This is a genomic window from Streptomyces sp. BBFR25, assembly GCF_044590125.1.
GTDB lineage: Bacteria > Actinomycetota > Actinomycetes > Streptomycetales > Streptomycetaceae > Streptomyces > Streptomyces canus_D.
In genome coordinates this window covers 3984058-4003539 of record NZ_CP172447.1, presented here as the reverse complement: position 1 = coordinate 4003539, position 19482 = coordinate 3984058, and the positions used below count along the sequence as shown (strand labels likewise).

Genomic DNA, 19482 nt, shown 5'->3' with positions numbered 1-19482 from the left:
TCGCCGGGACGGGCGGCGGGGCCGCTCTGAGATCGTGTGAACCGATCGGCAGGGCTCGTGCGATGAGGAGACGTGAGCGAAACGAGAAGCGACGGGGAGCTGCTGCGGGCCGTCGCGGCCGATGCCGACCGCCGGGCCTTCGAGGAGCTGTACCGCCGGTACGCGCCCTGGCTGACCGCCCGCATGCGGGGCCGCTGCGCCGATGCCGCAGTGGTCGACGACGTCGTGCAGGAGACCTTTCTCGCGGTGTGGCGCGGCAGCGCCCGCTACCGGGAGGAGGGGGACGTGGCCGGGTGGCTGTGGCGGATCGGGTCGCGGCGGCTGATCGACGTGCTGCGCGGCGACGGGGCGCGCGGACGGCTGCGGCAGACGCTGGCGCGGCTGCGGCACCGGGACGAGGTCTCGGCGGAGGAGCGCGTCCTCGCCGGGGTCGAGCACGGGGACCTCGCCGGCGCGCTCGTCAGGCTCTCGCCGGAGCTGCGCGCGGTGCTCCAGGCCACCGTCGTCGACGGGCTGACCACCCGTGAGGCGGCCGTCCTGCTCGGCATCCCGCCGGGCACGGTCAAGACGCGGGCGATGCGGGCCCGCCGGCAGCTGCGGGAGGCGCTGGCATGAGGAACGAGGACAGCGGCCGCCGGGGCGGCAACGCCTGGCACGTGGACGAGGACGACCTGCGGGCCTACGCACGCGGGGAGCTGGCGGCGCCCCTGCTGTGGTCCGCCGACACCCACCTGACCGCCTGCGCCGCCTGCCGGGGCGTCCTCGCCGAGGTGAGCGACGCCGCCGCGCTGGACGCGGGCTGGGAACGGCTGGACGCCGAGCTGGACGCACCCCGGCCGGGCCGGTTCGAACGGCTGCTGACGCGGTGCGGTGCGGGCGACGCCACGGCGCGGCTGCTCGCGGCCACCCCCGTACTGCGCCGGTCCTGGTTCGGCGCGCTCGCCACCGTACTGCTCACGACCTTCCCGGTGGCCCTCGCGGCCGGTGCGGCCGGCCGGCCCACCCTGTTCCTGGCCTTCGCCCCGCTGCTGCCGCTGGCCTCGGTGGCGCTCGCCTACGGGCCGGTGCTCGACCCCACCTACGAGATGGCCGTCGTCTCGCCGATGCACGGCTTCCGGCTGCTGATGATCCGTACGGTCGCCGTGCTCGTGGTGGCGCTCGGGGCGGGCGGCCTGGCCAGTCTCGCGCTGCCCGGGTTCGGGCCGGCCGCCCTGGCCTGGCTGCTGCCCGGGCTGGCCCTGACCGTGACGGGGCTCGCGCTGGCACCCCGGCTGGGTCCGGTCCTCGCGCCGTCCGTGCCGGCCGGTGCGTGGGCGGCCGTGCTGCTGGCCGCCGACGCGGCGCGCGCGTCCTCGGACGGTCCGCTGGCGCCGTTCACGGCGGCCGGGCAGGGCGTGTCCGGGCTGGTGGCGGTGCTGGGCGTGGGGCTGCTGTTCCTGTTCCGCGACCGGTTCGACGTGTCGGGCCGCGGCGTGGTGTGAGCCCCGCCCGCCGCCCCACCCCCTCGTCCTCCTTCTTCTCCTCTTCCTCCTTCTCTGTCTTCTCCTTCTTCTGCTGCTTCTTCCTGATCATTCGCACGTACGGGAGTGCCGTATGACCCCCACCGTTTCCGCCTCCGGGCTGAGCCTGCACCACGGGCGCACCCGCGCCCTCGACGACGTGTCGCTGCGGCTGTCCCCGGGCGTCACCGGGCTGCTCGGACCCAACGGCGCCGGGAAGACCACGCTGCTGCGCGTGCTCGCCACCGCCGTCCCCGCCGACCGGGGTGCCTTCACCGTGCTCGGGCACGACCCCGGGACCTCGCGCGGCCGCCAGGAGGTGCGGCGGCGGCTCGGCTATCTGCCGCAGACGCCCGGTTTCCACCCGGACTTCACCGCCTTCGAGTTCGTCGACTACGTGGCGATCCTGAAGGAGCTGACGGACCGCCGGGAGCGGCACCGCGAGGTGCGGCGCGTCCTGGCGGAGGTCGACCTCGGGGACGTGCGCGGGCGCCGGATCAAGAAGCTGTCCGGGGGCATGCGGCAGCGGGTCGCGCTCGCCGCCGCGCTGGTGGGCGACCCGGGCTTCCTGGTGCTGGACGAGCCGACCGTCGGTCTCGACCCCGAGCAGCGGATGAGGTTCCGGGAGCTGATCGCGGGGGCCGGGGAGGGGCGGACCGTGCTGCTGTCCACCCACCAGACCGAGGACGTGGCGATGCTCTGCCACCGCGTGATCGTCATGGCGGCCGGGACGGTGCGCTTCGACGGGACCCCGGCCGAGCTGACCGCGCGGGCGGCCGGGCGGGTGTGGAACAGCACGGAGAAGGACCCCGGCGCGAAGGCCGGGTGGCGCACCGGGACGGGCTCCTTCCGGAACGTGGGCGACCCGCCCCCGGACGCCGAACCGGCCGTACCCACCCTGGAGGACGGCTACCTGCTCGTCCTCGACGACGCCGGCACGACCGGTACGACCGGCGAGGAGGCGGCCGCGTGAGCACCGTACTGACGCAGGAGTCCGCGCCCGTACAGGCGCCGCTGCACGACCGGGGAGCGCGGGCCGTGCTCGCCCTCGCCCGGTTCGAGGCACGCAGGCTGCTGCTGAGCGTTCCCGTCGTCATCGCCTTCGTGGCGTACGTCGCCTGGATCGTCTGGCGCACGCGGGAGTCCTGGGACGGCTATCCCGTCCTCCAGGAGGCCGACCAGGCCACCCAGTCCACGCCGATGCTGGTCGGCCTCGCCGTCCTGCTGGGCGCCGCCCGCGCGGTCGTGCGCTCCGAACGCCACGGCACCGAGCACCACTTCTCGGTCCTGGTCCTGCGGCCCTGGCGCCGTACGGCCGCCCATGCGCTGTCCGTCGTACCGGCCGCCCTGCTCACCGCCGTGTGCGTGGCCGGTCAGTTCGGCTGGGAGGCGCTCAAGCCGGGCGCGGTCGGGCACGGTTCGCCGGCCGAACTGGCGGTGGGGCCGCTGACGGTGCTGGCGTTCGGGGCGCTCGGCGTGCTGCTCGGCCGGTTGACGATGTCGGCCTTCGCCGCGCCGCTGCTGGTGGTCGTGCTGCTGTTCGTGTTCGTCCTCGGGACGGGGCCGAGCGAGGTGAGCGGGCTGTCCTGGCTGGCACCGGCCATCGCCGAGACCGGTCCCGACGCCCTGCCCTCCGACCTCCTGGGGCGCCCCGCCGCCTGGCACGCCCTGTACCTGGCGGGCGTCGCCCTGGGCGTCGCCCTCCTGGCGGTGACCGTCGCCGGAGGGCGTACCGCGGCCGTCCGTGCCGGACTCGCCCTGGGCCTCGCGGCGGCGGTGACCGGCGGGGTCCTCCAGGCCCGCGGCGCGACGCCGTCGCCGGAGCTGACCGCGGCCCGCGAGCGTGCCTCGGTGAAGCCGGACCTGACCTGCGCCGAGCACGGCCGGTCCAGGTACTGCGCCCTGCCCGAGTGGGCGCCGCGCACCGGCACCTGGGCCGGGGTCGTGGACCGCGTCCAGGCCGTGGCCGGCGGCTCCGCGCACGACCGGCGCCTCGACGTCCGGCAGCGGATCGACGCCCGCTACGGTCCGGGGACCGACACCACGATCCCCGCGTCGACCGAGCCGCACCGGGTCACCGTGGGCACCGCCTGGGGCGGCAACCGGGTCCCGGAGTTCTCCAGTGCCGTCGCCGCCGTCCTCGTCGCCGGTACGGAGGCGGCCGGGAGCGAGCTGTGCGACGGGCGGATGGTCACCGTCATGTGGCTCTCCCTGAGCTGGCAGGACGACCCGATGGACGCCCTGCGCCGGGTCCGCCTCGACGACAGCGTGAAGGGCTCCGCGATCGTCCTGTCGCCCACCGATCCGCTGTCCATGACGGAGGGCCAGACGGACGTCGTCCGCCGCCTGCTGGAGAACCCGCCCGCCGGTGTCGGAGCCCGCGTGAAGGAGCACTGGGCCGAACTGACCGCACCGGGCGTCACGACCGCCGAGGTCGCCAAGCTGCTCGGCGTGGCCGGGCCGAAGAAGGCGGACTCGTGCGAGGAGTGACGGCGGCCCGCGGGGCGGTGCCGCTGGACCTGGTCGGCCCGCTGTGGCGCACGCTCCCGTGGCGGCCACTGGCGGCGGCGGGGACCCTGGGCCTGCTGGTCGCCGCCTTCCCCCTCGTCACCGGCGCCGAACCGGCGCCCTGGCAGACGCTGTTGCTGCTGCGGGGCAGCGCCCTGACCGGAGCGCTCGGCCTGGCCTTCCTGCTGGACGACCCGGCCCGCCACCTCACCGCCACCGTGCCGACCCCGCGGCCGGTCCGGCAGGCGCTGCGGGTGGCGCTGGTCGCGCCGTTCGCCGCGCTGTGGTGGGCGGCCGTACTGCTCCTGACCCCCTCGGCGTCCCGGCCCCCGGCCGGCGGGGTCACCCTGGAGGCGCTGGCGGTGGGCGCCCTGTCCCTCGCGGCCGCCGCCCTGGCCGTACGGCTGAGTGACGAGGCGCGGCCGGGGCCGTTCGTCGCGGCGTTCCTGCTGCTCGCGGCCGTCCTCGTGCCCCTGCTCGCGCCGGAGGGCTGGGCGCTGTTCGTCCAGGCCGACGACGCGCGCTGGTCCGCCGCGCACGACCGGTGGGCGGTGCTGGCGGTGGCCGTGGCGGCGGCGGGGGCGGCGTGCGGGCCGGAGCCGCTGGGCCGCAGGGCCGGTCGCTGACGGGACGGCGCGTCTTCGCCGGACCGGCCCGGGCTCACGTCTCCGTGCGGTACATCAGGTCCGTCTCGTGGGTGGTGAAGCCGAGCCGCTCGTAGACCGCCACCGCCGCCTTGTTGTCGGCGTCGACGTACAGCATCGCCGTGGGCAGTCCCCGCTCCGCCAGGTGGCGCAGGCCGATCGTGGTCAGGGCCTTGCCCAGGCCGCCGCCCTGGGCGTCCGGGCGGATGCCGAGGACGTACACCTCGCCCAGCCGCTCCTCGGCGTGCACCTTGGTCCAGTGGAAGCCGATCAGTTCGCCGTCCCGCTCGGCGAGGAAGAACCCGGCCGGGTCGAACCACGGCTCGGCCTCGCGGTCGTCGAGGTCGCGCTGGGTGAGCGAGCCCTGCTCGGGGTGGTGGGCGAAGGCGGCGGCGTTCACGGCGAGCCAGGCCGCGTCGTCCCGGCCGGGCACGAAGGTGCGCACGCTCACGCCCTCCGGCAGCACCGGCTCCGACAGGTCCAGGCCGGCCAGCGGGCGGCGCATCTGCCGCAGTTCGCGGAAGAGTGACAGCCCCAGCACCTGCGCGAGGTGCCGGGCGGCGGAGTGCCCGCCGTGCGCCCAGATCCGCAGCCGCTTGCCGGAGGCGGCGAGCAGCGCGGCGCCCAGCGCCCGCCCGTGGCCCTGGCCCCGGTGCGAGGGATGCACGACCAGCTCGGCGGCCGGTGGTTCGACCGGGTCGGTGCCCTCCAGTTGGGCGTAGCCGACGAGTTCTCCGCCGTCGACGGTGAGCAGGAGGTGCGCGACGCCCTCCCGGGCGGGGCCGCGCAGTTGCAGCCGCCCCTGCTCGGACACGGCGTGCTGCCCGTCGTTCCGGGCCGCCACGGTGAGCAGGTCGAGGACGGCGTCGGTCTGCTCCGGCGTCAGTTCGGCGAGGGTCTCGATCGAGCGGGGGCGGCCGGGCCGCACGGTGTCGTCGCTGGTCATGCATACGAGGTTAAGGGGCGGGCCCGGCAAAGCGGCGGCAGCGAAGGCGGGATGAAGCAGGGGGGAAGTTAAACCAGGTCGTAACCCGGGAGCCCCTGTCGCGCTACGCGCGTTGACTCTAGGCTGCTGCGCCGACGAGCCGTCTCCTCAGCGGCTCGCGCCACGCACACCCACAGGGGGGCGCATGCCAGCCACAGCACAGCCGCACCAGCCGCGTCGCGGACGCCGTACGAGCCGTCTGCTCGTCGCCGCCGCCACCGTCGTCACCGCCGGGGCGCTCGCCGCGGCGGCGCTGCCGGGCTCGGCGAGCGCGGACGGGAACGACCGCGGCCACGGCGGCAAGGGACACGGCCAGGGCCGCTACCAGGACGTCCAGCTCCTCTCCTTCAACGACCTGCACGGCAACCTGGAGCCGCCCACCGGTTCCTCCGGCCGGGTCACCGAGGTCCAGCCGGACGGCACGACGAAGACGATCGACGCGGGCGGCGTCGAGTACCTGGCCACCCATCTGCGCGAGGCCCGCGAGGGCAACCGCTACTCCATCACCGCCGCGGGCGGCGACATGGTCGGCGCCTCCCCCCTGCTGTCCGGTCTCTTCCACGACGAGCCGACGATCGAGGCGCTGAACAAGCTCGACCTGGACGTGACGAGCGTCGGCAACCACGAGTTCGACGAGGGTGCCGGGGAACTGGCCCGCCTCCAGAACGGCGGCTGCCACCCCACCGACGGCTGCTACACGGACAAGGAGTTCAAGGGCGCCGACTTCCCCTACCTGGCGGCCAACGTCCTCGACGAGAAGACCGGCAAGCCCCTCCTCAAGCCCTACTGGGTGTGGAAGCAGCGGGGCGTGAAGGTCGGTTTCATCGGCGTGACCCTGGAGGGCACCCCGGACATCGTCTCGGCGGAGGGGGTGAAGGGCCTGACGTTCAAGGACGAGGTCGAGACGATCAACAAGTACGCCAAGGAGTTGCAGCGCCAGGGCGTGAAGTCGATCGTCGCGCTCGTCCACGAGGGCGGCTTCCCCGCCTCGTCCTCCTACAACTACGACTGCGACTCCCCGGGCGCCGGCGACGGCATATCCGGTCCGATCGTCGACATCGCCAAGAACGTCACGCCGCAGGTCGACGCGCTGGTCACCGGCCACACCCACAACGCGTACGTCTGCACGGTCCCCGACCCGGCGGGCAACCCCCGCATGGTCACCTCGGCCTCGTCCTTCGGCCGCCTGTACACGGACACCACGCTGACGTACGACCGCGCCACGGGTGACATCGCCCGTACGTCGGTGAAGTCGGCGAACCACGTGGTGACGCGGGACGTCCCGAAGGCGCCCGACATGACCCGGCTGATCGGCCGGTGGAACGCCCTGGCCGCCCCGATCGGCAACCGCCCCATCGGCTACGTCTTGGCCGACATCGACCGCACCGGCACCGAGTCCCCGCTGGGCGACCTGATCGCCGACGCGCAGTTCGCGTACGGCAAGGAGCAGGACCCGGAGACCGACCTGGCCCTGATGAACCCGGGCGGCATCCGCGCCCCGCTGACCTACACGGCCTCCGGCGCCGAGGGCGACGGCGTGGTCACCTACGCCGAGGGCTTCACGGTCCAGCCCTTCGCCAACACGGTGAACCTCAAGGACTACACGGGCGCCCAGCTGATCCAGGTCCTCAAGGAGCAGGTGAGCGGCCCGAACGAGGCGGCCCCGAAGATCCTCCAGGTCTCGTCCGGTCTCACCTACACCCTGGACCTGACCAAGTCGGGCGCGGACCGCGTCGTCGCGGACTCCGTCCGCCTGAACGGCGCCCCGATCGACCCGGCGGCCACCTACCGCGTCGCGTCCAACAGCTTCCTCGCGGGCGGCGGCGACGGCTTCACCACGCTGGGCGAGGGCACGAACGAACTCGTCGGCGCGGACGACCTGACGGCGTTCGAGCAGTACCTGACGGCCAACTCCTCGGCGGCCGAGCCGATCGCCCCGCCGGCGGCGGACCGGATCACGATCGTGCAGTAGGCCGCAGCAGGTTCAGGAGGGCGCCCGTCAGCCGTCGAAACGCAGGCGGGCGCCTTCGATGTGGCCGAGGTGCCGGTGGGTCCAGTCGCAGATGGCGTCCACCGTGGCACGCAGCGCGCGGCCCGGTTCGGTGAGCGTGTACTCCACCCTCGGCGGCACGGTCGGGTACACCTTCCGGTCGACCAGGCCGTTGCGCTCCAGCATGCGCAGGTTCTGGGTGAGCATCTTGTGGCTGATGCCCTCGACCTCGCCGCGCACCTCGCTGAAGCGCAGGGTGCGCTCGCCGAGCGCCTCGATGATCAGGAGCGCCCACTTGTTGGCGACGTCCGAGAAGATCTCCCGCGCCAGGGAGTCCGCGCGCCGCAGGTCCGCGTCCTCGGGCAGGCCCTTGAGCAGGTGTTCGGTCCCCATCAGTCCCCCAGTCACCCAGACGTACGTTCTTCCCGGCCGAGCCTAGAGCCGTTCGTCCGGCGGCGGCACCGGCGCCCCGGGCAGCCGGATCGTGGCGGTCGTGCCCCCGCCGTCCGCCGGTCGCAGGGTCACCTCGCCGCCCGCCTGCTGCACCGTCCGGGCCACGATGGACAGGCCCAGGCCCGAGCCGGGCAGGGCGCGGGCGCTGGGGGAGCGCCAGAAGCGGTCGAAGACGTGCGGGAGTTCGTCGGCGGGGATGCCGGGTCCGTGGTCGCGGACGGTCAGGACGCCGTCGGCGAGGCGTACGTCGATGGTGCCGCCCTCCGGGCTGAACTTCACCGCGTTGTCCAGGATGTTGACCACCGCGCGTTCCAGGGCGGCCGGTTCCGCCCGTACGTACCAGGGGTGCACGTCCGCGTCGATCGCCAGCTCCGGGCCGCGCAGGCGGGCGCGGCGCAGCGCCGACTCGACGACGTCGTGCCAGGCCAGGATGCGGGTGCGGCCCTCGTGCTGGCCGGTGTCGGGGCGGGAGAGTTCCTGGAGGTCGCCGATGAGCGCCGCCAGCTCCGTCATCTGCGCCTTCACCGAGGCGAGCAGCGCCTTGCGGTCGGCCTCCGGGATCGGACGGCCCGTCTCCTCGCTGCGGGTGAGCAGCTCGATGTTGGTGCGCAGGGAGGTGAGCGGGGTGCGCAGCTCGTGACCGGCGTCGGCGATCAGCTGTTGCTGCAGGTCGCGGGAGCTGGCCAGGGACGAGGTCATGCTGTTGAAGGACCGGGAGAGGCGGGCGATCTCGTCGTCGCTGTCCTCCTCGACGGGGATGCGGACGGTGAGGTCCTCGGTGCGGGCCACGTGCTCGACGGCCTCGGTGAGTTCGTCGACGGGACGCAGCCCGGTACGGGCGACCCACAGCCCGGCGACGCCGGCGCCGAGGACACCCGCGCCCGCGACGATCACGAGGACCAGGGCGAGGTCGTTGAGGGAGCTGTTCACCTCGCCCAGCGGTCGCGCGGCGGAGACGGCCACGCCCAGCTCGGGCAGCACGCTGTAGGTGTAGACCCGGTACTGGGCACCGTCGGCCCCGGTGGCGTCGTGCAACGCGTCGGTGGACTTGCCCTCGGCCACGGCGTGGTCGGCGTCGCTGAGCGGCACCTCCTGGGTGCCGATGATGAGGCAGCTCCCGCCCGTGCCGTCCACCAGCTGCACGGAGGAGCCGAACGGGTTCTGCTCGTGCGTGACGGGGTCGTGGGCGCACGCGCCGGTGCGCAGGTTGACGTACTGGCTCACCTGCTGCCTGGTCATGCGGTTGGCCTTCAGGGCCTCGTCCAGCGAGCTGACCAGCACGCTCTTGACGACGAACCAGCAGGCGACGGCCGCCGCCGCCACCGCGAACGCCACCGCCGCCGCCACCAGCAGTGACAGCCGCGCCCTGATGTGCAGGGACCTGACCCGGCGGGCGACGCCTCTCACTCGGCGCCGCCCTGCCGCAGGACGTAGCCGACGCCGCGGACGGTGTGGACCAGGCGCGGCTCGCCGCCCGCCTCGGTCTTGCGGCGCAGGTACATGACGTACACGTCGAGGGAGTTCGACGACGGCTCGAAGTCGAAGCCCCAGACGGCCTTCAGGATCTGCTCCCGGGTGAGGACCTGGCGCGGGTGCGCCATGAACATCTCCAGCAGGGTGAACTCCGTGCGGGTCAGCTCGACCGGGCGCCGGGCGCGCGTGACCTCCCGGGTCGCCAGGTCCATGGTCAGGTCGGCGAAGCTCAGGGTGTCGTCGTCCTCGGCGGTGGCCTCCACCGCCGCCGCGTAGGAGCTGCGCCGCAGCAGCGCGCGGATGCGGGCGAACAGCTCGTCCAGCTCGAACGGCTTGACCAGGTAGTCGTCCGCCCCCGCGTCCAGGCCGGTCACCCGGTCGCCGACCGTGTCGCGGGCCGTCAGCATCAGGATGGGCGTCAGGTCACCGGCGCCGCGGATGCGCCGGGCGGCGGTCAGGCCGTCCATGCGGGGCATCTGGATGTCCAGGACGACGAGGTCGGGCCGGTACGCCGCCGCCTTCTCCAGCGCGTCGGCGCCGTCGACGGCGACCTCGGTGTCGTACCCCTCGAAGGCGAGGCTGCGCTGAAGGGCCTCGCGGACCGCCGGCTCGTCGTCGACGATCAGGATGCGCTGGATCTCGCGGTCGCGGTCGGCGTCTGCGGGGCTCATGGGCTCGGGTCCTCGGGTGCGGTCGGATACGGGAACGGGAGTCGACCGGGGTGTCAACGCCTTCAGCGTCGCACGTCTTCGCGCCCGCTCAGTTGCTCGCGCCCGCCCGCAGCTCGGGCAGGTCGGCCTTCACCGTGTTGATCGGGATGGCGAAGCCCAGGCCCACGCTGCCCGCGCTCGCGGAGGACTCGGTCGCCGAGTACATCGCGGAGTTGATGCCGATGATGTTGCCGTTCATGTCGATCAGCGCGCCGCCGGAGTTGCCCGGGTTGAGGGACGCGTCGGTCTGGATCGCCTTGTACGTCGTCGTGGACGAACCGGTGTCGCCGTTGAACTGCTGCCCGCCGAACTCGAACGGCCACTGGCCGCCCTGCCGCTGCTGTTGCTGCTGCTGACCCTCGTCCGTCGAGACGGTCACGTCCCGGTCGAGGGCGGAGACGATGCCGCTGGTCACGGTGCCGGTCAGGCCCTCGGGGGAGCCGATGGCGACGACCTGGTCGCCGACCCCGATGCCGTCGGAGTCGCCGAGGGTGGCGGCCTTGAGGCCGGAGGCGTCCTTCAGCTTGATCAGCGCGAGGTCCTTCTTGCTGTCGGTGCCGACGACCTCGGCCGTGTACTGCTTGCCGTCGTTCGTCGTCACCTTGACGGAGGAGGCGCCGGACACGACGTGGTTGTTGGTGATGATCTCGCCGTCGCCGGTGATGATCACGCCGGAACCGGTGGAGGAGCCGGCGTTCGAGGTGGCGTTGATCTCGACGATGCTCGGGCTGACCGCCTTGGCGACACCGGAGACCGTGCCCTTCTGGCTGGAGGGCACCACGTTGGTGCTGGTCGCGCTGGAGGCGACGGTGTCGCTGCCGGTCAGCTCCTGGATGCCGTACGCCGTGCCGCCGCCGACGGCCGCCGCGACGATCGCCACGGCCACCAGCAGGGCGGCGGGACCGCGCCGCCGGGCCGGGCGGCTGCCGTGCGGCGGGTCGGGCACGGGCTGCGCGGGGTGGTTCCCGGGCGGCTGCGCCGGCGGGGGCGGCCACTCCGGGTTGACGGGAGAGGAGGCGTGCTGGTGGGGTCCCTGGTACGGGTTCGCGTGCTCGTACTCGCCGTTGTGGCGGAGGCTCTCGGTCATGTCCATGAGCCTCCCGCCCTCGGATGAGAGCGGCCTGAGTGCTGCCTGAGAAGCCCGGCAGAACCTCGTATGCCCGATATAAAGACGCCCGTGCAAGGACGCCCGTCGGGTGATCGCTACGCGCAGCCGCAGGACTGTCGTACCACCAGCTGCGACGGGAACACCTTCAGCCGCTCGCGGCGGGAACCCGCCACCCGCAGGCCGTCGTCCAGGACCAGGTCCACGGCGGCGCGCGCCATCGCCGACCGGTCCGAGGCGACCGTCGTCAGCGGCGGATCGGCGAGATCCGCCTCCTTGATGTCGTCGAAACCGGCCACCGCCAGCTCGCCGGGGACGTCGATGCGCAGCTCGCGGGCCGCGCGCAGCAGGCCGATAGCCTGGTCGTCGGTGGAGCAGAAGATCGCGGGCGGGCGCTGCGGACCGGAGAGCAGCTCCAGACCCACGCGGTACGCGTCGTAGCGGTTGTACGGCGCCTCGAAGAGCCGGCCCTCGGTGGAGAGCCCGGCCTCCTTCATCGCGCGCTTCCAGCCTTCGACGTGGTCGGAGACCGGGTCGCCGACGGACGGCGTCTCGGCGGTGCCGCCCATGCAGGCGACGTACGCGTACCCGTGCTCCAGCAGGTGGCGGACGGCGAGCTGGGCGCCGCCGAGGTCGTCGGTGACGACGGCGACGTCGTCGATGGCCTCGGGGCGCTCGTGCAGCAGGACCACCCGGGCGTCCCAGGCGTCGATCTCGGCGGCGGCGTTGTCGTTCAGCGCGTGGCTGACCAGGATCAGGCCGGAGACCCGCATGCCGAGGAAGGCGCGCAGGTAGTGCACCTCGCGCTCGCCGACGTAGTCGCTGTTGCCGACGAGCACCATTTTCCCGCGCTCGGCGGCGGCCCACTCGACCGCGTGCGCCATCTCCGCGAAGAACGGCTGGCGCGCGTCCGGCACGATCAGGCCTATGAGGTCCGTGCGCCGCGACGCCATCGCCTGGGCGACCCGGTCCGGGCGGTACCCCAGTTCCTTGATCGCGGCGAGGACACGCTCGCGCGTGGCCGGGGCGACCGGCCGGGGTCCGTTGTTGATGACGTAGCTGACGACGGCGGTGGAAGTCCCCGCCAGTCGCGCCACATCATCCCGAGTCACCTTGGCCACGCGCGGAGTCTACGCGGATGGACCCGCCCCGGGCAGGGCGTATCACACCTTGGATGACCTCGCTTCCGCCGCCTTCACCGGCGTGTCCGCCTGCTCCTCGGCGCTCTTCGGCTCCGCCCCCTGCGACTTCTCGGGCTTCTCCGGCTTCTCGCCCTTCTCGGGCTTCTCCGGCGTCACGAAGCGGTAGCCGACGTTGCGGACGGTGCCGATCAGCGACTCGTGCTCGGGGCCGAGCTTGGCGCGCAGCCGCCGCACGTGCACGTCGACCGTGCGGGTGCCGCCGAAGTAGTCGTACCCCCACACCTCCTGGAGCAGCTGCGCGCGGGTGAACACGCGGCCCGGGTGCTGGGCGAGGTACTTCAGCAGCTCGAACTCCTTGAAGGTCAGGTCCAGGACCCGCCCCTTGAGCTTCGCGGAGTACGTCGCCTCGTCCACCGACAGGTCGCCGTTGCGGATCTCCATCGGGGAGTCGTCGCCGCCGAGCTGCTGGCGGCCCGTGGCCAGCCGCAGCCGCGCCTCGACCTCGGCCGGACCGGCGGTGTCGAGCAGGACGTCGTCGATGCCCCAGTCGGCGGTGACGGCGGCCAGACCGCCCTCGGTGACGATGAGGACCAGCGGACAGCTGAGGCCCGTGGAGCGCAGCAGCTGGCACAGGCTGCGGATCTGGGGAAGGTCGCGGCGCCCGTCGACGAGGATCACGTCGGCGCCCGGGGTGTCGACGAGGGCGGGGCCCTCGGCGGGGGCGACACGCACGTTGTGCAGCAGCAGACCGAGGGCGGGGAGCACCTCCGTCGACGGCTGGAGGGCGTTGGTCAGGAGCAGCAGAGAACTCATCGTGCCCCACCTGCCTGGGACGGTTTGTGGTCGTGCCCGGTTCGCTCGCCCATAACGTCTGGTTCCTCCTGGGTCCCTGCGAGGACGTTTGCGGCACTGCTTCGTACTGGTGGCGTCCGGGAGGTGAACGCCGGGCGCCCGCCCGGCATCGCTCCCGAAAGCACGAAAGGACCCGGGGGCTACGTTGCCCGAGTCCTCTGCCCAGCAGAATAGCCGACATGAGCAACCGACGGCCGGGTCATGTGGCGAGTTCCACCCGTGGTCCAGGTAATCGTCCACATCCCGAGACGCCCCGGGGAGCGCCGCGCCGCACGCCCGCGCGCACCTTCCTCCGTACGGCCGACGGCGTCCCCATCGACGCCGTGTACGCGCCGGGACCCACCGGGCGCGACCCCTCTGACCTGGTGTTCGTCGTCGCGCACGGGTTCACGGGCGACGCCGACCGGCCGCACGTACGGCGGATCGCGGGGGCGTTCGCGCGGTACGGCGCCGTGGTCACGTTCTCGTTCCGGGGCCACGGCGCGTCCGGTGGTCGGTCCACCGTGGGGGACCGTGAAGTACTCGATCTGGCGGCGGCGGTCGCCTGGGCGCGCGGTTTCGGACACACGCGCGTGGTGACCGTCGGCTTCTCCATGGGCGGCTCGGTGGTCCTGCGGCACGCCGCGCTGTACGCCGACGACGCCGGGGCGGGCACGGACGCCGTCGTGTCGGTCAGCTCCCCCGCCCGCTGGTACTACCGGGGCACGGCACCCATGCGCCGGCTGCACTGGCTGGTGATGCGCCCCACCGGACGCCTGGTGGGCCGCTACGGCATGCGCACCCGTATCCACCACCGCGACTGGGACCCGGTGCCGCTGTCGCCGGTGGAGGTGGTGCCCCGGATCGCGCCGAGGCCGCTGCTCGTCGTGCACGGCGACCGGGACGGCTACTTCCCCCTCGACCACCCCCGGATGCTGGCCGAGGCGGCCGGTGACCACGGCGAACTCTGGCTGGAGCCCGGCATGGGCCACGCCGAGAACGCCTCCGGCGAGGAGCTGCTGGACCGCATCGGCGACTGGGCGGTGGCCCGGGCGGGCTAGCCTGACGTTGTTCATCGCCGACGACGAAGGAACGAGATGGCAAAGGTCACGGTGCGCTACTGGGCCGCCGCGAAGGCCGCGGCGGGGGTGGCCGAGGAGCCGTACGACGCGGCGACGCTCGCCGAGGCGCTCGGCGCGGTCCGCGAGCGCCACCCCGGCGAGCTCACGCGCGTGCTGCTGCGCTGCTCGTTCCTCGTCGACGGCGACCCCGTGGGCACCCGCGGGCATGAGACGGTACGGCTGGCCGAGGGCGGCACGGTCGAGGTGCTCCCGCCGTTCGCAGGAGGGTGAGCGATGACCGACCAGCCGCAGCATCAGCCGCAGCCGTACCAGCAGTACGACCCGTACCAGCAGTACGACCCGAATCAGCAGTACGGCCGGAATCAGCAGTACGAGGGATACGACGCCCAGGCGTGGCCCGGCCAGCAGCAGCCGTACCAGTCGTCCCAGGCGTACCAGGGCTACGGGGAGCAGCCGGACCCGAACGCCGGCCAGTACACGCAGCAGTGGCAGGGGCAGACCTGGGAGACGCAGGTGCAGCCGCCGGTCTCCGCGGAGGAGACGGCGTACCTGCCGCCGCACGCCCAGCCGCAGCCCGAGCCGTACCCGGCGCAGTCGCAGGGGTACGGGCAGCCGCAGCAGTACCAGTCCCAGCCGCAGCCGTACGCGCCCCAGCCACAGCCCCAGCCGTACGAGCCCGCCGTCCCCGCCCCCGCCCCCGCGCCCTCCTCCGACGATCCGGGCTACGGTCCCGCGACCGTCGCCGGGAACACGCGGATCACGGACGCGCAGCGGGCCCGCGCCGAGGGGCGTTCGCCGATCATCGACCCTGGCATGCAGCCGGCCGGTCTGACCGCGCTGCTCGGGCTGCTGCTGTCCGGCGCGGCGGCGCTCGGCACGTACGCCCTCCTCGTCCCGCTCGTCGTCCTCCAGGCGGTCACCGCGGCGGGCTGGTTCCGGCTGAACGGGATGTGGCCCGCCCGGCAGGGCATCGCGCTGGGCTTCGCGGGCGCGCTCGCCGCCGACGCGGCGCTGCTGGTGTCGGACCGCTCCCCGGCGGCGATCCTCGGCACCCTCGGGGTGTGGGTGCTGCTCTCCCTGGTCCTGCAACTGCGCTCGCACGCCGACCCCGACGAGCGGATGTACGGCCTGATGGCGACCATCGCCGCGGCGGCCCTGGCCGTCGTCGCGGGCGGGTATCTCGCCGCCGACGCGGACGCGGTGGCGGTCGGCGGGATCGCGGTGGCCGTGGCCGCCGTGGCCCGGGCGCTGCCGCTGCCGACCCCGGCGTCCGTGGTCGTCGCGCTGCTCGCGGCGGCCGGGGCGGGGATCGCGGTCGGCTCGGTGACGGACTTCGGGACGTCGGGAGCGCTGCTCGGCGCCGGAGCGGGCCTCTGCGCGCTGATCGGCCTGCGGGTGGCGGCCTACGACTACCCCTCCCGCTTCGTCCACTTCACGGCGGGCGTGGCCCTGCCCCTCGCGGCGGCCGCCCCGGCCGTGTACGTCCTGGGCCGGGCCCTGGCCTGAGCCCCGGCGCCGCATGTCACGGGTGCCGGCACCCCCTGTCACAGCTGTTCGACAAAACCCGGGGGGTGCCCGGGAGCCGCGTTACGCTCGCGCTGGACGGCCGCCGGTCGTCGGGTCCGCCGCCGTCGAGCGTCCAGGGTTGGGGAAACACCGCATGCGCGCACTGCGAATACTGTTGATCGTCGTCGTGATCCTGGGCGGCCTCTTCGTGATCGCCGACCGTGTCGCCGTCAACTTCGCCGAGGACGAGGCCGCGGACAAGCTGCGCAGCACCGAGAACCTCGCCGCGACGCCGGACGTGTCCATCAACGGCTTCCCCTTCCTCACCCAGGTCGCCGGGGGCGAACTGGACGACGTGGAGATCGGCATCGACGACTACGACGCGTCCACCGGCAACGCGAACGAGAAGATCCGCATCGCCCACCTGCGCGCCCACATGAAGGGCGTCGAGTTCTCCGGCGACTACAGCTCCGCCACCGCGGCCAGCGCCACCGGCACCGCGACCGTCGGCTACGACGAACTGATGAAGGCCACCAAGTCCGAGCCCACTCAGATCGCGCCCGGCATCGACGCCAAGGTCGTCGGCCTCTCCGACGGCGGCAACGGGAAGATCAAGGTGACGCTCCAGGCCACCGTCCTCGGTGTCGAGGTGCCCGAGCCGGTCGAGGTGCTCAGCTCGGTCAAGGTCAGGGACAACGACGTCGAGGTGGTCGCCGACGGGCTGCCGAGGATCGGCGGCAGGCAGCTCGCCGAGTCCCGGATCCGGGCCATCACCGACTTCCAGCAGACCATCGACGAGCTGCCCGGCGGCATCGAGCTGGACAAGGTCGAGGCGGCGAAGGACGGCGTCGAGATCACGGTGAAGGGTTCGAACGTCAAGCTGGCCGGGTAGGACGGGGGCGGTGCCCCGCGGACCGGCGACGACCGTGTCCGCCTGGCGAGACGGCGCTGTCCGTACCGCAGATGCGAGGACACCCGACCCGGCCCCGACGACCCTCCCGGTCGCAGCGGCGGGCCTTTCGATCCCACACTCCGGACGATCGTGTCTCATCATGCGACACGTCGGTGACATGGCCCGCCCTCAATCCCTACGATCGTTCCTATGAAGCGTCAGGCGGATCTCACGAAGCGGCGGGCAGTGGACCTGTGCCGCGTTGCCGCCATGCTCTGTCGCACCTTCTGAGGTGGGCGGCGACGTCGCCGCCCGTGTCCCCCTCATCCCTCATCCGCCCCGGCCTGCCCCGGGCACCCGCGCGCCGCCGCACGGCCCGAGCGCGCACCCTTCTCACCGCACGCCCCGCCGCACCTGCCCCGGAGGAGAAAACATGAGCCGCAGCGACGTCCTGGTCGACGCCGACTGGCTGCAGGACCACCTGGACGACCCGTCCATCGCGATCGTCGAGGTGGACGAGGACACGTCCGCCTACGAGAAGAACCACATCAAGAACGCGATCCGGATCGACTGGACCCAGGACCTCCAGGACCCGGTCCGCCGCGACTTCGTCGACCAGGAGGGCTTCGAGAAGCTCCTGTCGGCCAAGGGCATCGCCAACGACACGCTGGTGGTCCTCTACGGCGGCAACAACAACTGGTTCGCGTCGTACGCCTACTGGTACTTCAAGCTCTACGGCCACGAGAACGTCAAGCTCCTCGACGGCGGCCGCAAGAAGTGGGAGCTGGACGCCCGCGAGCTGGTCCCCGGCGACGAGGTGCCCCAGCGCGCCACCACCGACTACAAGGCCAAGCCGCAGAACACGGCGATCCGCGCCTTCCGCGACGACGTGGTCAAGGCGATCGGCGCGCAGAACCTGGTCGACGTCCGCTCGCCCGACGAGTTCTCCGGCAAGCTGCTCGCCCCGGCCCACCTCCCGCAGGAGCAGTCGCAGCGTCCGGGCCACGTCCCGTCCGCCCGCAACATCCCGTGGTCGAAGAACGCCAACGACGACGGCACCTTCAAGTCGGACGACGAGCTGAAGCAGCTCTACACCGACGAGCAGGTCGACCTGGCGAAGGACACCATCGCCTACTGCCGCATCGGCGAGCGCTCGGCCCTGACCTGGTTCGTCCTGCACGAGCTGCTGGGCGTGGAGAACGTCAAGAACTACGACGGCTCCTGGACCGAGTACGGCTCCCTGGTCGGCGTGCCGATCGAGCTCGGCGCCAACAAGTAAGCCCGCCCCCTCAACCCCTCAGGAGTACGACATGTGCGGAGCGAAGGCCGGCGGCCCCGACGCCTCGACGATCAAGCCCGGTGAGACCACCATCCAGGGTCAGGTGACCCGCGGCGGCGAGCCGGTGACGGGCTACGTCCGTCTGCTGGACGCCACCGGCGAGTTCACGGCGGAGGTCCCGACCTCCGCGACGGGCCAGTTCCGCTTCTACGCGGCCGAGGGCACCTGGACCGTCCGCGCGCTCGTCCCGGGCGGCACCGCCGACCGCACGGTCGTCGCGCAGCAGGGCGGCCTGGCGGAGGTCGCGATCGCCGTCTGACGGCGGCAACGGCCGAAGGGGCCGCACCCACCGGGTTGGACGCCTGGGGTGCGGCCCCTTTGACGTGCCCGGACGGGATGTCCGGACCTACGCTGGAGGTATGTACGCGCGGCGGCGGCACGTCTACTTCGCCCTGATGGGGACCTGCATCGCGCTCTTCGTCCTGGCGTGGGGCGTCGTGCGCCTCTGGTCCGTCCCGGCGGCCGTGGGCCTGTGCGTGTTCGCGATGCTCATCCCCCCGGTGGCCGCGATGATCGCCAACCGGCGCGGCCCCGACGACCGCTGGTGGGACGACCCGTCGGGCGACGCCCAGTCCGACGAGTGGTGGGACGAGCTGGACGGCAAGAAGCGCCACTAAGGGGTGTCGTCCCCGGAGCCGAGGAGTCCGCGCAGACAGCGCACCGCCAGGTCGGCGGGGGAGTCGGGACCCTCGGTCGCGGCCTCGGTGCCGGACCAGGTCTCCAGGGCGATCCGGATGGCGTCGGTGGCCGCGGCGGCGATCAGACGCACCTCCAGCGGGTCCCGGCGGCCGTCCGTCAGCCGGGCGATCACCGGAATGAGCAGCTCCTCCGACTCCTGGTTCACGCGGTACCACACCGCCCGCAGCGCGGGATCGTCCGCGGCGGCGCGCAGCAGCCCCCGCGTGCGCAGCAGCGCCTCGACGGACTGCGGATCCGGCGTCGCCAGCGCCTGCTCGACCGCGCCGCGCAGGGCGGGGCCCAGCGCGCTGCCCGGCGGCGTCTCGGCCAGCAGCGCCCGCCAGCGGTCGCCGCCGACCGTCAGCAGGGGGCCGACGGCGTCCTGCTTGGAGCGGAAGTACCGGTAGAAGGTCCGCAGCGCGACCCCCGCCCGCCGGGCGATCTCCTCCGCCGTCGTGGCCTCGGGGCCCCGGGTGGCGAAGAGCTCTGCCGCTGCGTGCGCGATGTCGAGCTGGGTGGCGGCCTTGCGGCGTTCGGTCAGCGTCGGGGGCGGTGGCTCGGTGCTCACTCCAGAAGCGTACGGCCTGCGACCACCCGTCGGCACGCCGTGACGTCATGGCAAAACGTGCCATCCAGGCGTACGGT

The 19482-nt window shown here is 73.1% G+C and carries 22 protein-coding genes; 14 read left to right on the top strand and 8 right to left on the bottom strand.

Annotated features, from left to right (window positions below):
• Nucleotides 1–72: 72 nt before the first annotated feature.
• From ACGH52_RS18160 to ACGH52_RS18140, 5 genes are all read left to right on the top strand, one after another.
• A complete protein-coding gene (locus ACGH52_RS18160) occupies nt 73–615 on the top strand; it encodes an RNA polymerase sigma factor (RefSeq protein ID WP_076975410.1) in 543 nt (180 codons plus the stop codon).
• Nucleotides 612–1481, top strand: a complete 870-nt coding sequence (locus ACGH52_RS18155; protein ID WP_399940666.1) for a zf-HC2 domain-containing protein — start codon at nt 612–614, stop codon at nt 1479–1481. Before ACGH52_RS18160 ends, ACGH52_RS18155 begins: the two co-directional genes overlap by 4 nt.
• Nucleotides 1482–1593: 112 nt before the next feature.
• Nucleotides 1594–2472: an ABC transporter ATP-binding protein gene (locus ACGH52_RS18150; protein ID WP_399940663.1), complete on the top strand. Its 879-nt coding sequence runs from the start codon at nt 1594–1596 to the stop codon at nt 2470–2472.
• Nucleotides 2469–3989, top strand: a complete 1521-nt coding sequence (locus tag ACGH52_RS18145) for an ABC transporter permease (RefSeq protein WP_121701548.1) — start codon at nt 2469–2471, stop codon at nt 3987–3989. Before ACGH52_RS18150 ends, ACGH52_RS18145 begins: the two co-directional genes overlap by 4 nt.
• On the top strand, nt 3977–4633 hold the full coding sequence (locus ACGH52_RS18140; RefSeq protein ID WP_399940659.1) for an ABC transporter: 657 nt from the start codon (nt 3977–3979) through the stop codon (nt 4631–4633). The genes ACGH52_RS18145 and ACGH52_RS18140 overlap by 13 nt, the downstream gene beginning before the upstream one ends.
• A gap of 34 nt (nt 4634–4667) precedes the next feature.
• Here the strand turns inward: ACGH52_RS18140 and mshD are convergent, their stop codons facing one another.
• Nucleotides 4668–5597 carry a mycothiol synthase gene (mshD, locus tag ACGH52_RS18135; RefSeq protein WP_399940656.1) on the bottom strand — a complete coding sequence of 310 codons (930 nt, stop codon included), beginning with the start codon at nt 5595–5597 and terminating at the stop codon, nt 4668–4670.
• A 184-nt stretch (nt 5598–5781) separates the two neighbouring features.
• Between mshD and ACGH52_RS18130 the strand changes: the two genes are divergently transcribed.
• Complete coding sequence (locus tag ACGH52_RS18130) at nt 5782–7608, top strand: bifunctional metallophosphatase/5'-nucleotidase (protein WP_399940653.1); 1827 nt, start codon at nt 5782–5784, stop codon at nt 7606–7608.
• Between the two features lie 27 nt (nt 7609–7635).
• Here the strand turns inward: ACGH52_RS18130 and ACGH52_RS18125 are convergent, their stop codons facing one another.
• The 6 genes from ACGH52_RS18125 to ACGH52_RS18100 form a co-directional block, all read right to left on the bottom strand.
• Entirely contained in the window at nt 7636–8019 is a 384-nt protein-coding gene (locus ACGH52_RS18125; protein WP_076975416.1) for a helix-turn-helix domain-containing protein, read from the bottom strand.
• 42 nt (nt 8020–8061) lie between these two features.
• Entirely contained in the window at nt 8062–9486 is a 1425-nt protein-coding gene (locus tag ACGH52_RS18120) for a sensor histidine kinase (RefSeq protein ID WP_399940649.1), read from the bottom strand.
• A complete protein-coding gene (locus ACGH52_RS18115) occupies nt 9483–10223 on the bottom strand; it encodes a response regulator transcription factor (RefSeq protein WP_121701552.1) in 741 nt (246 codons plus the stop codon). Before ACGH52_RS18115 ends, ACGH52_RS18120 begins: the two co-directional genes overlap by 4 nt.
• A gap of 88 nt (nt 10224–10311) precedes the next feature.
• Nucleotides 10312–11349, bottom strand: a complete 1038-nt coding sequence (locus ACGH52_RS18110; RefSeq protein ID WP_399940646.1) for a S1C family serine protease — start codon at nt 11347–11349, stop codon at nt 10312–10314.
• Between the two features lie 116 nt (nt 11350–11465).
• Nucleotides 11466–12488 (bottom strand): LacI family DNA-binding transcriptional regulator, encoded by a 1023-nt coding sequence (locus ACGH52_RS18105; protein ID WP_076975420.1) that lies wholly within the window; start codon nt 12486–12488, stop codon nt 11466–11468.
• 42 nt (nt 12489–12530) lie between these two features.
• Complete coding sequence (locus tag ACGH52_RS18100) at nt 12531–13322, bottom strand: response regulator transcription factor (protein WP_076975421.1); 792 nt, start codon at nt 13320–13322, stop codon at nt 12531–12533.
• Nucleotides 13323–13540: 218 nt separating this feature from the next.
• On the opposite strand from ACGH52_RS18100, the gene ACGH52_RS18095 reads away from it, so the two are divergent.
• The 8 genes from ACGH52_RS18095 (at nt 13541) to ACGH52_RS18060 (ending at nt 18776) form a co-directional block, all read left to right on the top strand.
• Nucleotides 13541–14401 carry an alpha/beta hydrolase gene (locus ACGH52_RS18095; RefSeq protein ID WP_399940641.1) on the top strand — a complete coding sequence of 287 codons (861 nt, stop codon included), beginning with the start codon at nt 13541–13543 and terminating at the stop codon, nt 14399–14401.
• Between the two features lie 36 nt (nt 14402–14437).
• Nucleotides 14438–14692 carry a MoaD/ThiS family protein gene (locus ACGH52_RS18090; protein ID WP_076975423.1) on the top strand — a complete coding sequence of 85 codons (255 nt, stop codon included), beginning with the start codon at nt 14438–14440 and terminating at the stop codon, nt 14690–14692.
• Between the two features lie 3 nt (nt 14693–14695).
• Complete coding sequence (locus tag ACGH52_RS18085; RefSeq protein ID WP_399940637.1) at nt 14696–15928, top strand: hypothetical protein; 1233 nt, start codon at nt 14696–14698, stop codon at nt 15926–15928.
• A 154-nt stretch (nt 15929–16082) separates the two neighbouring features.
• Nucleotides 16083–16820 (top strand): DUF2993 domain-containing protein, encoded by a 738-nt coding sequence (locus tag ACGH52_RS18080; RefSeq protein ID WP_399940634.1) that lies wholly within the window; start codon nt 16083–16085, stop codon nt 16818–16820.
• 210 nt (nt 16821–17030) lie between these two features.
• Nucleotides 17031–17111, top strand: coding sequence for a putative leader peptide (locus ACGH52_RS18075; protein ID WP_350310325.1), 81 nt, complete (start codon nt 17031–17033; stop codon nt 17109–17111).
• Nucleotides 17112–17253: 142 nt separating this feature from the next.
• Entirely contained in the window at nt 17254–18099 is an 846-nt protein-coding gene (locus tag ACGH52_RS18070; protein ID WP_076975426.1) for a sulfurtransferase, read from the top strand.
• Nucleotides 18100–18130: 31 nt separating this feature from the next.
• Nucleotides 18131–18418: a DUF1416 domain-containing protein gene (locus tag ACGH52_RS18065; RefSeq protein WP_076975427.1), complete on the top strand. Its 288-nt coding sequence runs from the start codon at nt 18131–18133 to the stop codon at nt 18416–18418.
• 100 nt (nt 18419–18518) lie between these two features.
• On the top strand, nt 18519–18776 hold the full coding sequence (locus ACGH52_RS18060) for a DUF3099 domain-containing protein (protein WP_171987301.1): 258 nt from the start codon (nt 18519–18521) through the stop codon (nt 18774–18776).
• Here ACGH52_RS18060 and ACGH52_RS18055 read toward each other — a convergent pair.
• Nucleotides 18773–19405, bottom strand: a complete 633-nt coding sequence (locus ACGH52_RS18055) for a TetR family transcriptional regulator (RefSeq protein ID WP_193777814.1) — start codon at nt 19403–19405, stop codon at nt 18773–18775. The two genes, ACGH52_RS18060 and ACGH52_RS18055, sit on opposite strands and share 4 nt — an antisense overlap.
• Between the last annotated feature and the right edge of the window lie 77 nt (nt 19406–19482).

Excerpts from the sequence above, each read along its gene's own strand:
- ACGH52_RS18155 (WP_399940666.1), top strand. The coding sequence starts at position 612 with ATGAGGAACGAGGACAGCGGCCGCCGGGGCGGCAACGCCTGGCACGTG.
- ACGH52_RS18150 (WP_399940663.1), top strand. The coding sequence starts at position 1,594 with ATGACCCCCACCGTTTCCGCCTCCGGGCTGAGCCTGCACCACGGGCGC.
- mshD (WP_399940656.1), bottom strand. The coding sequence starts at position 5,597 with ATGACCAGCGACGACACCGTGCGGCCCGGCCGCCCCCGCTCGATCGAG.
- ACGH52_RS18130 (WP_399940653.1), top strand. The coding sequence starts at position 5,782 with ATGCCAGCCACAGCACAGCCGCACCAGCCGCGTCGCGGACGCCGTACG.
- ACGH52_RS18125 (WP_076975416.1), bottom strand. The coding sequence starts at position 8,019 with ATGGGGACCGAACACCTGCTCAAGGGCCTGCCCGAGGACGCGGACCTG.
- ACGH52_RS18115 (WP_121701552.1), bottom strand. The coding sequence starts at position 10,223 with ATGAGCCCCGCAGACGCCGACCGCGACCGCGAGATCCAGCGCATCCTG.
- ACGH52_RS18110 (WP_399940646.1), bottom strand. The coding sequence starts at position 11,349 with ATGACCGAGAGCCTCCGCCACAACGGCGAGTACGAGCACGCGAACCCG.
- ACGH52_RS18100 (WP_076975421.1), bottom strand. The coding sequence starts at position 13,322 with ATGAGTTCTCTGCTGCTCCTGACCAACGCCCTCCAGCCGTCGACGGAG.
- ACGH52_RS18095 (WP_399940641.1), top strand. The coding sequence starts at position 13,541 with ATGAGCAACCGACGGCCGGGTCATGTGGCGAGTTCCACCCGTGGTCCA.
- ACGH52_RS18090 (WP_076975423.1), top strand. The coding sequence starts at position 14,438 with ATGGCAAAGGTCACGGTGCGCTACTGGGCCGCCGCGAAGGCCGCGGCG.
- ACGH52_RS18085 (WP_399940637.1), top strand. The coding sequence starts at position 14,696 with ATGACCGACCAGCCGCAGCATCAGCCGCAGCCGTACCAGCAGTACGAC.
- ACGH52_RS18080 (WP_399940634.1), top strand. The coding sequence starts at position 16,083 with ATGCGCGCACTGCGAATACTGTTGATCGTCGTCGTGATCCTGGGCGGC.
- ACGH52_RS18075 (WP_350310325.1), top strand. The coding sequence starts at position 17,031 with ATGAAGCGTCAGGCGGATCTCACGAAGCGGCGGGCAGTGGACCTGTGC.
- ACGH52_RS18070 (WP_076975426.1), top strand. The coding sequence starts at position 17,254 with ATGAGCCGCAGCGACGTCCTGGTCGACGCCGACTGGCTGCAGGACCAC.
- ACGH52_RS18065 (WP_076975427.1), top strand. The coding sequence starts at position 18,131 with ATGTGCGGAGCGAAGGCCGGCGGCCCCGACGCCTCGACGATCAAGCCC.
- ACGH52_RS18060 (WP_171987301.1), top strand. The coding sequence starts at position 18,519 with ATGTACGCGCGGCGGCGGCACGTCTACTTCGCCCTGATGGGGACCTGC.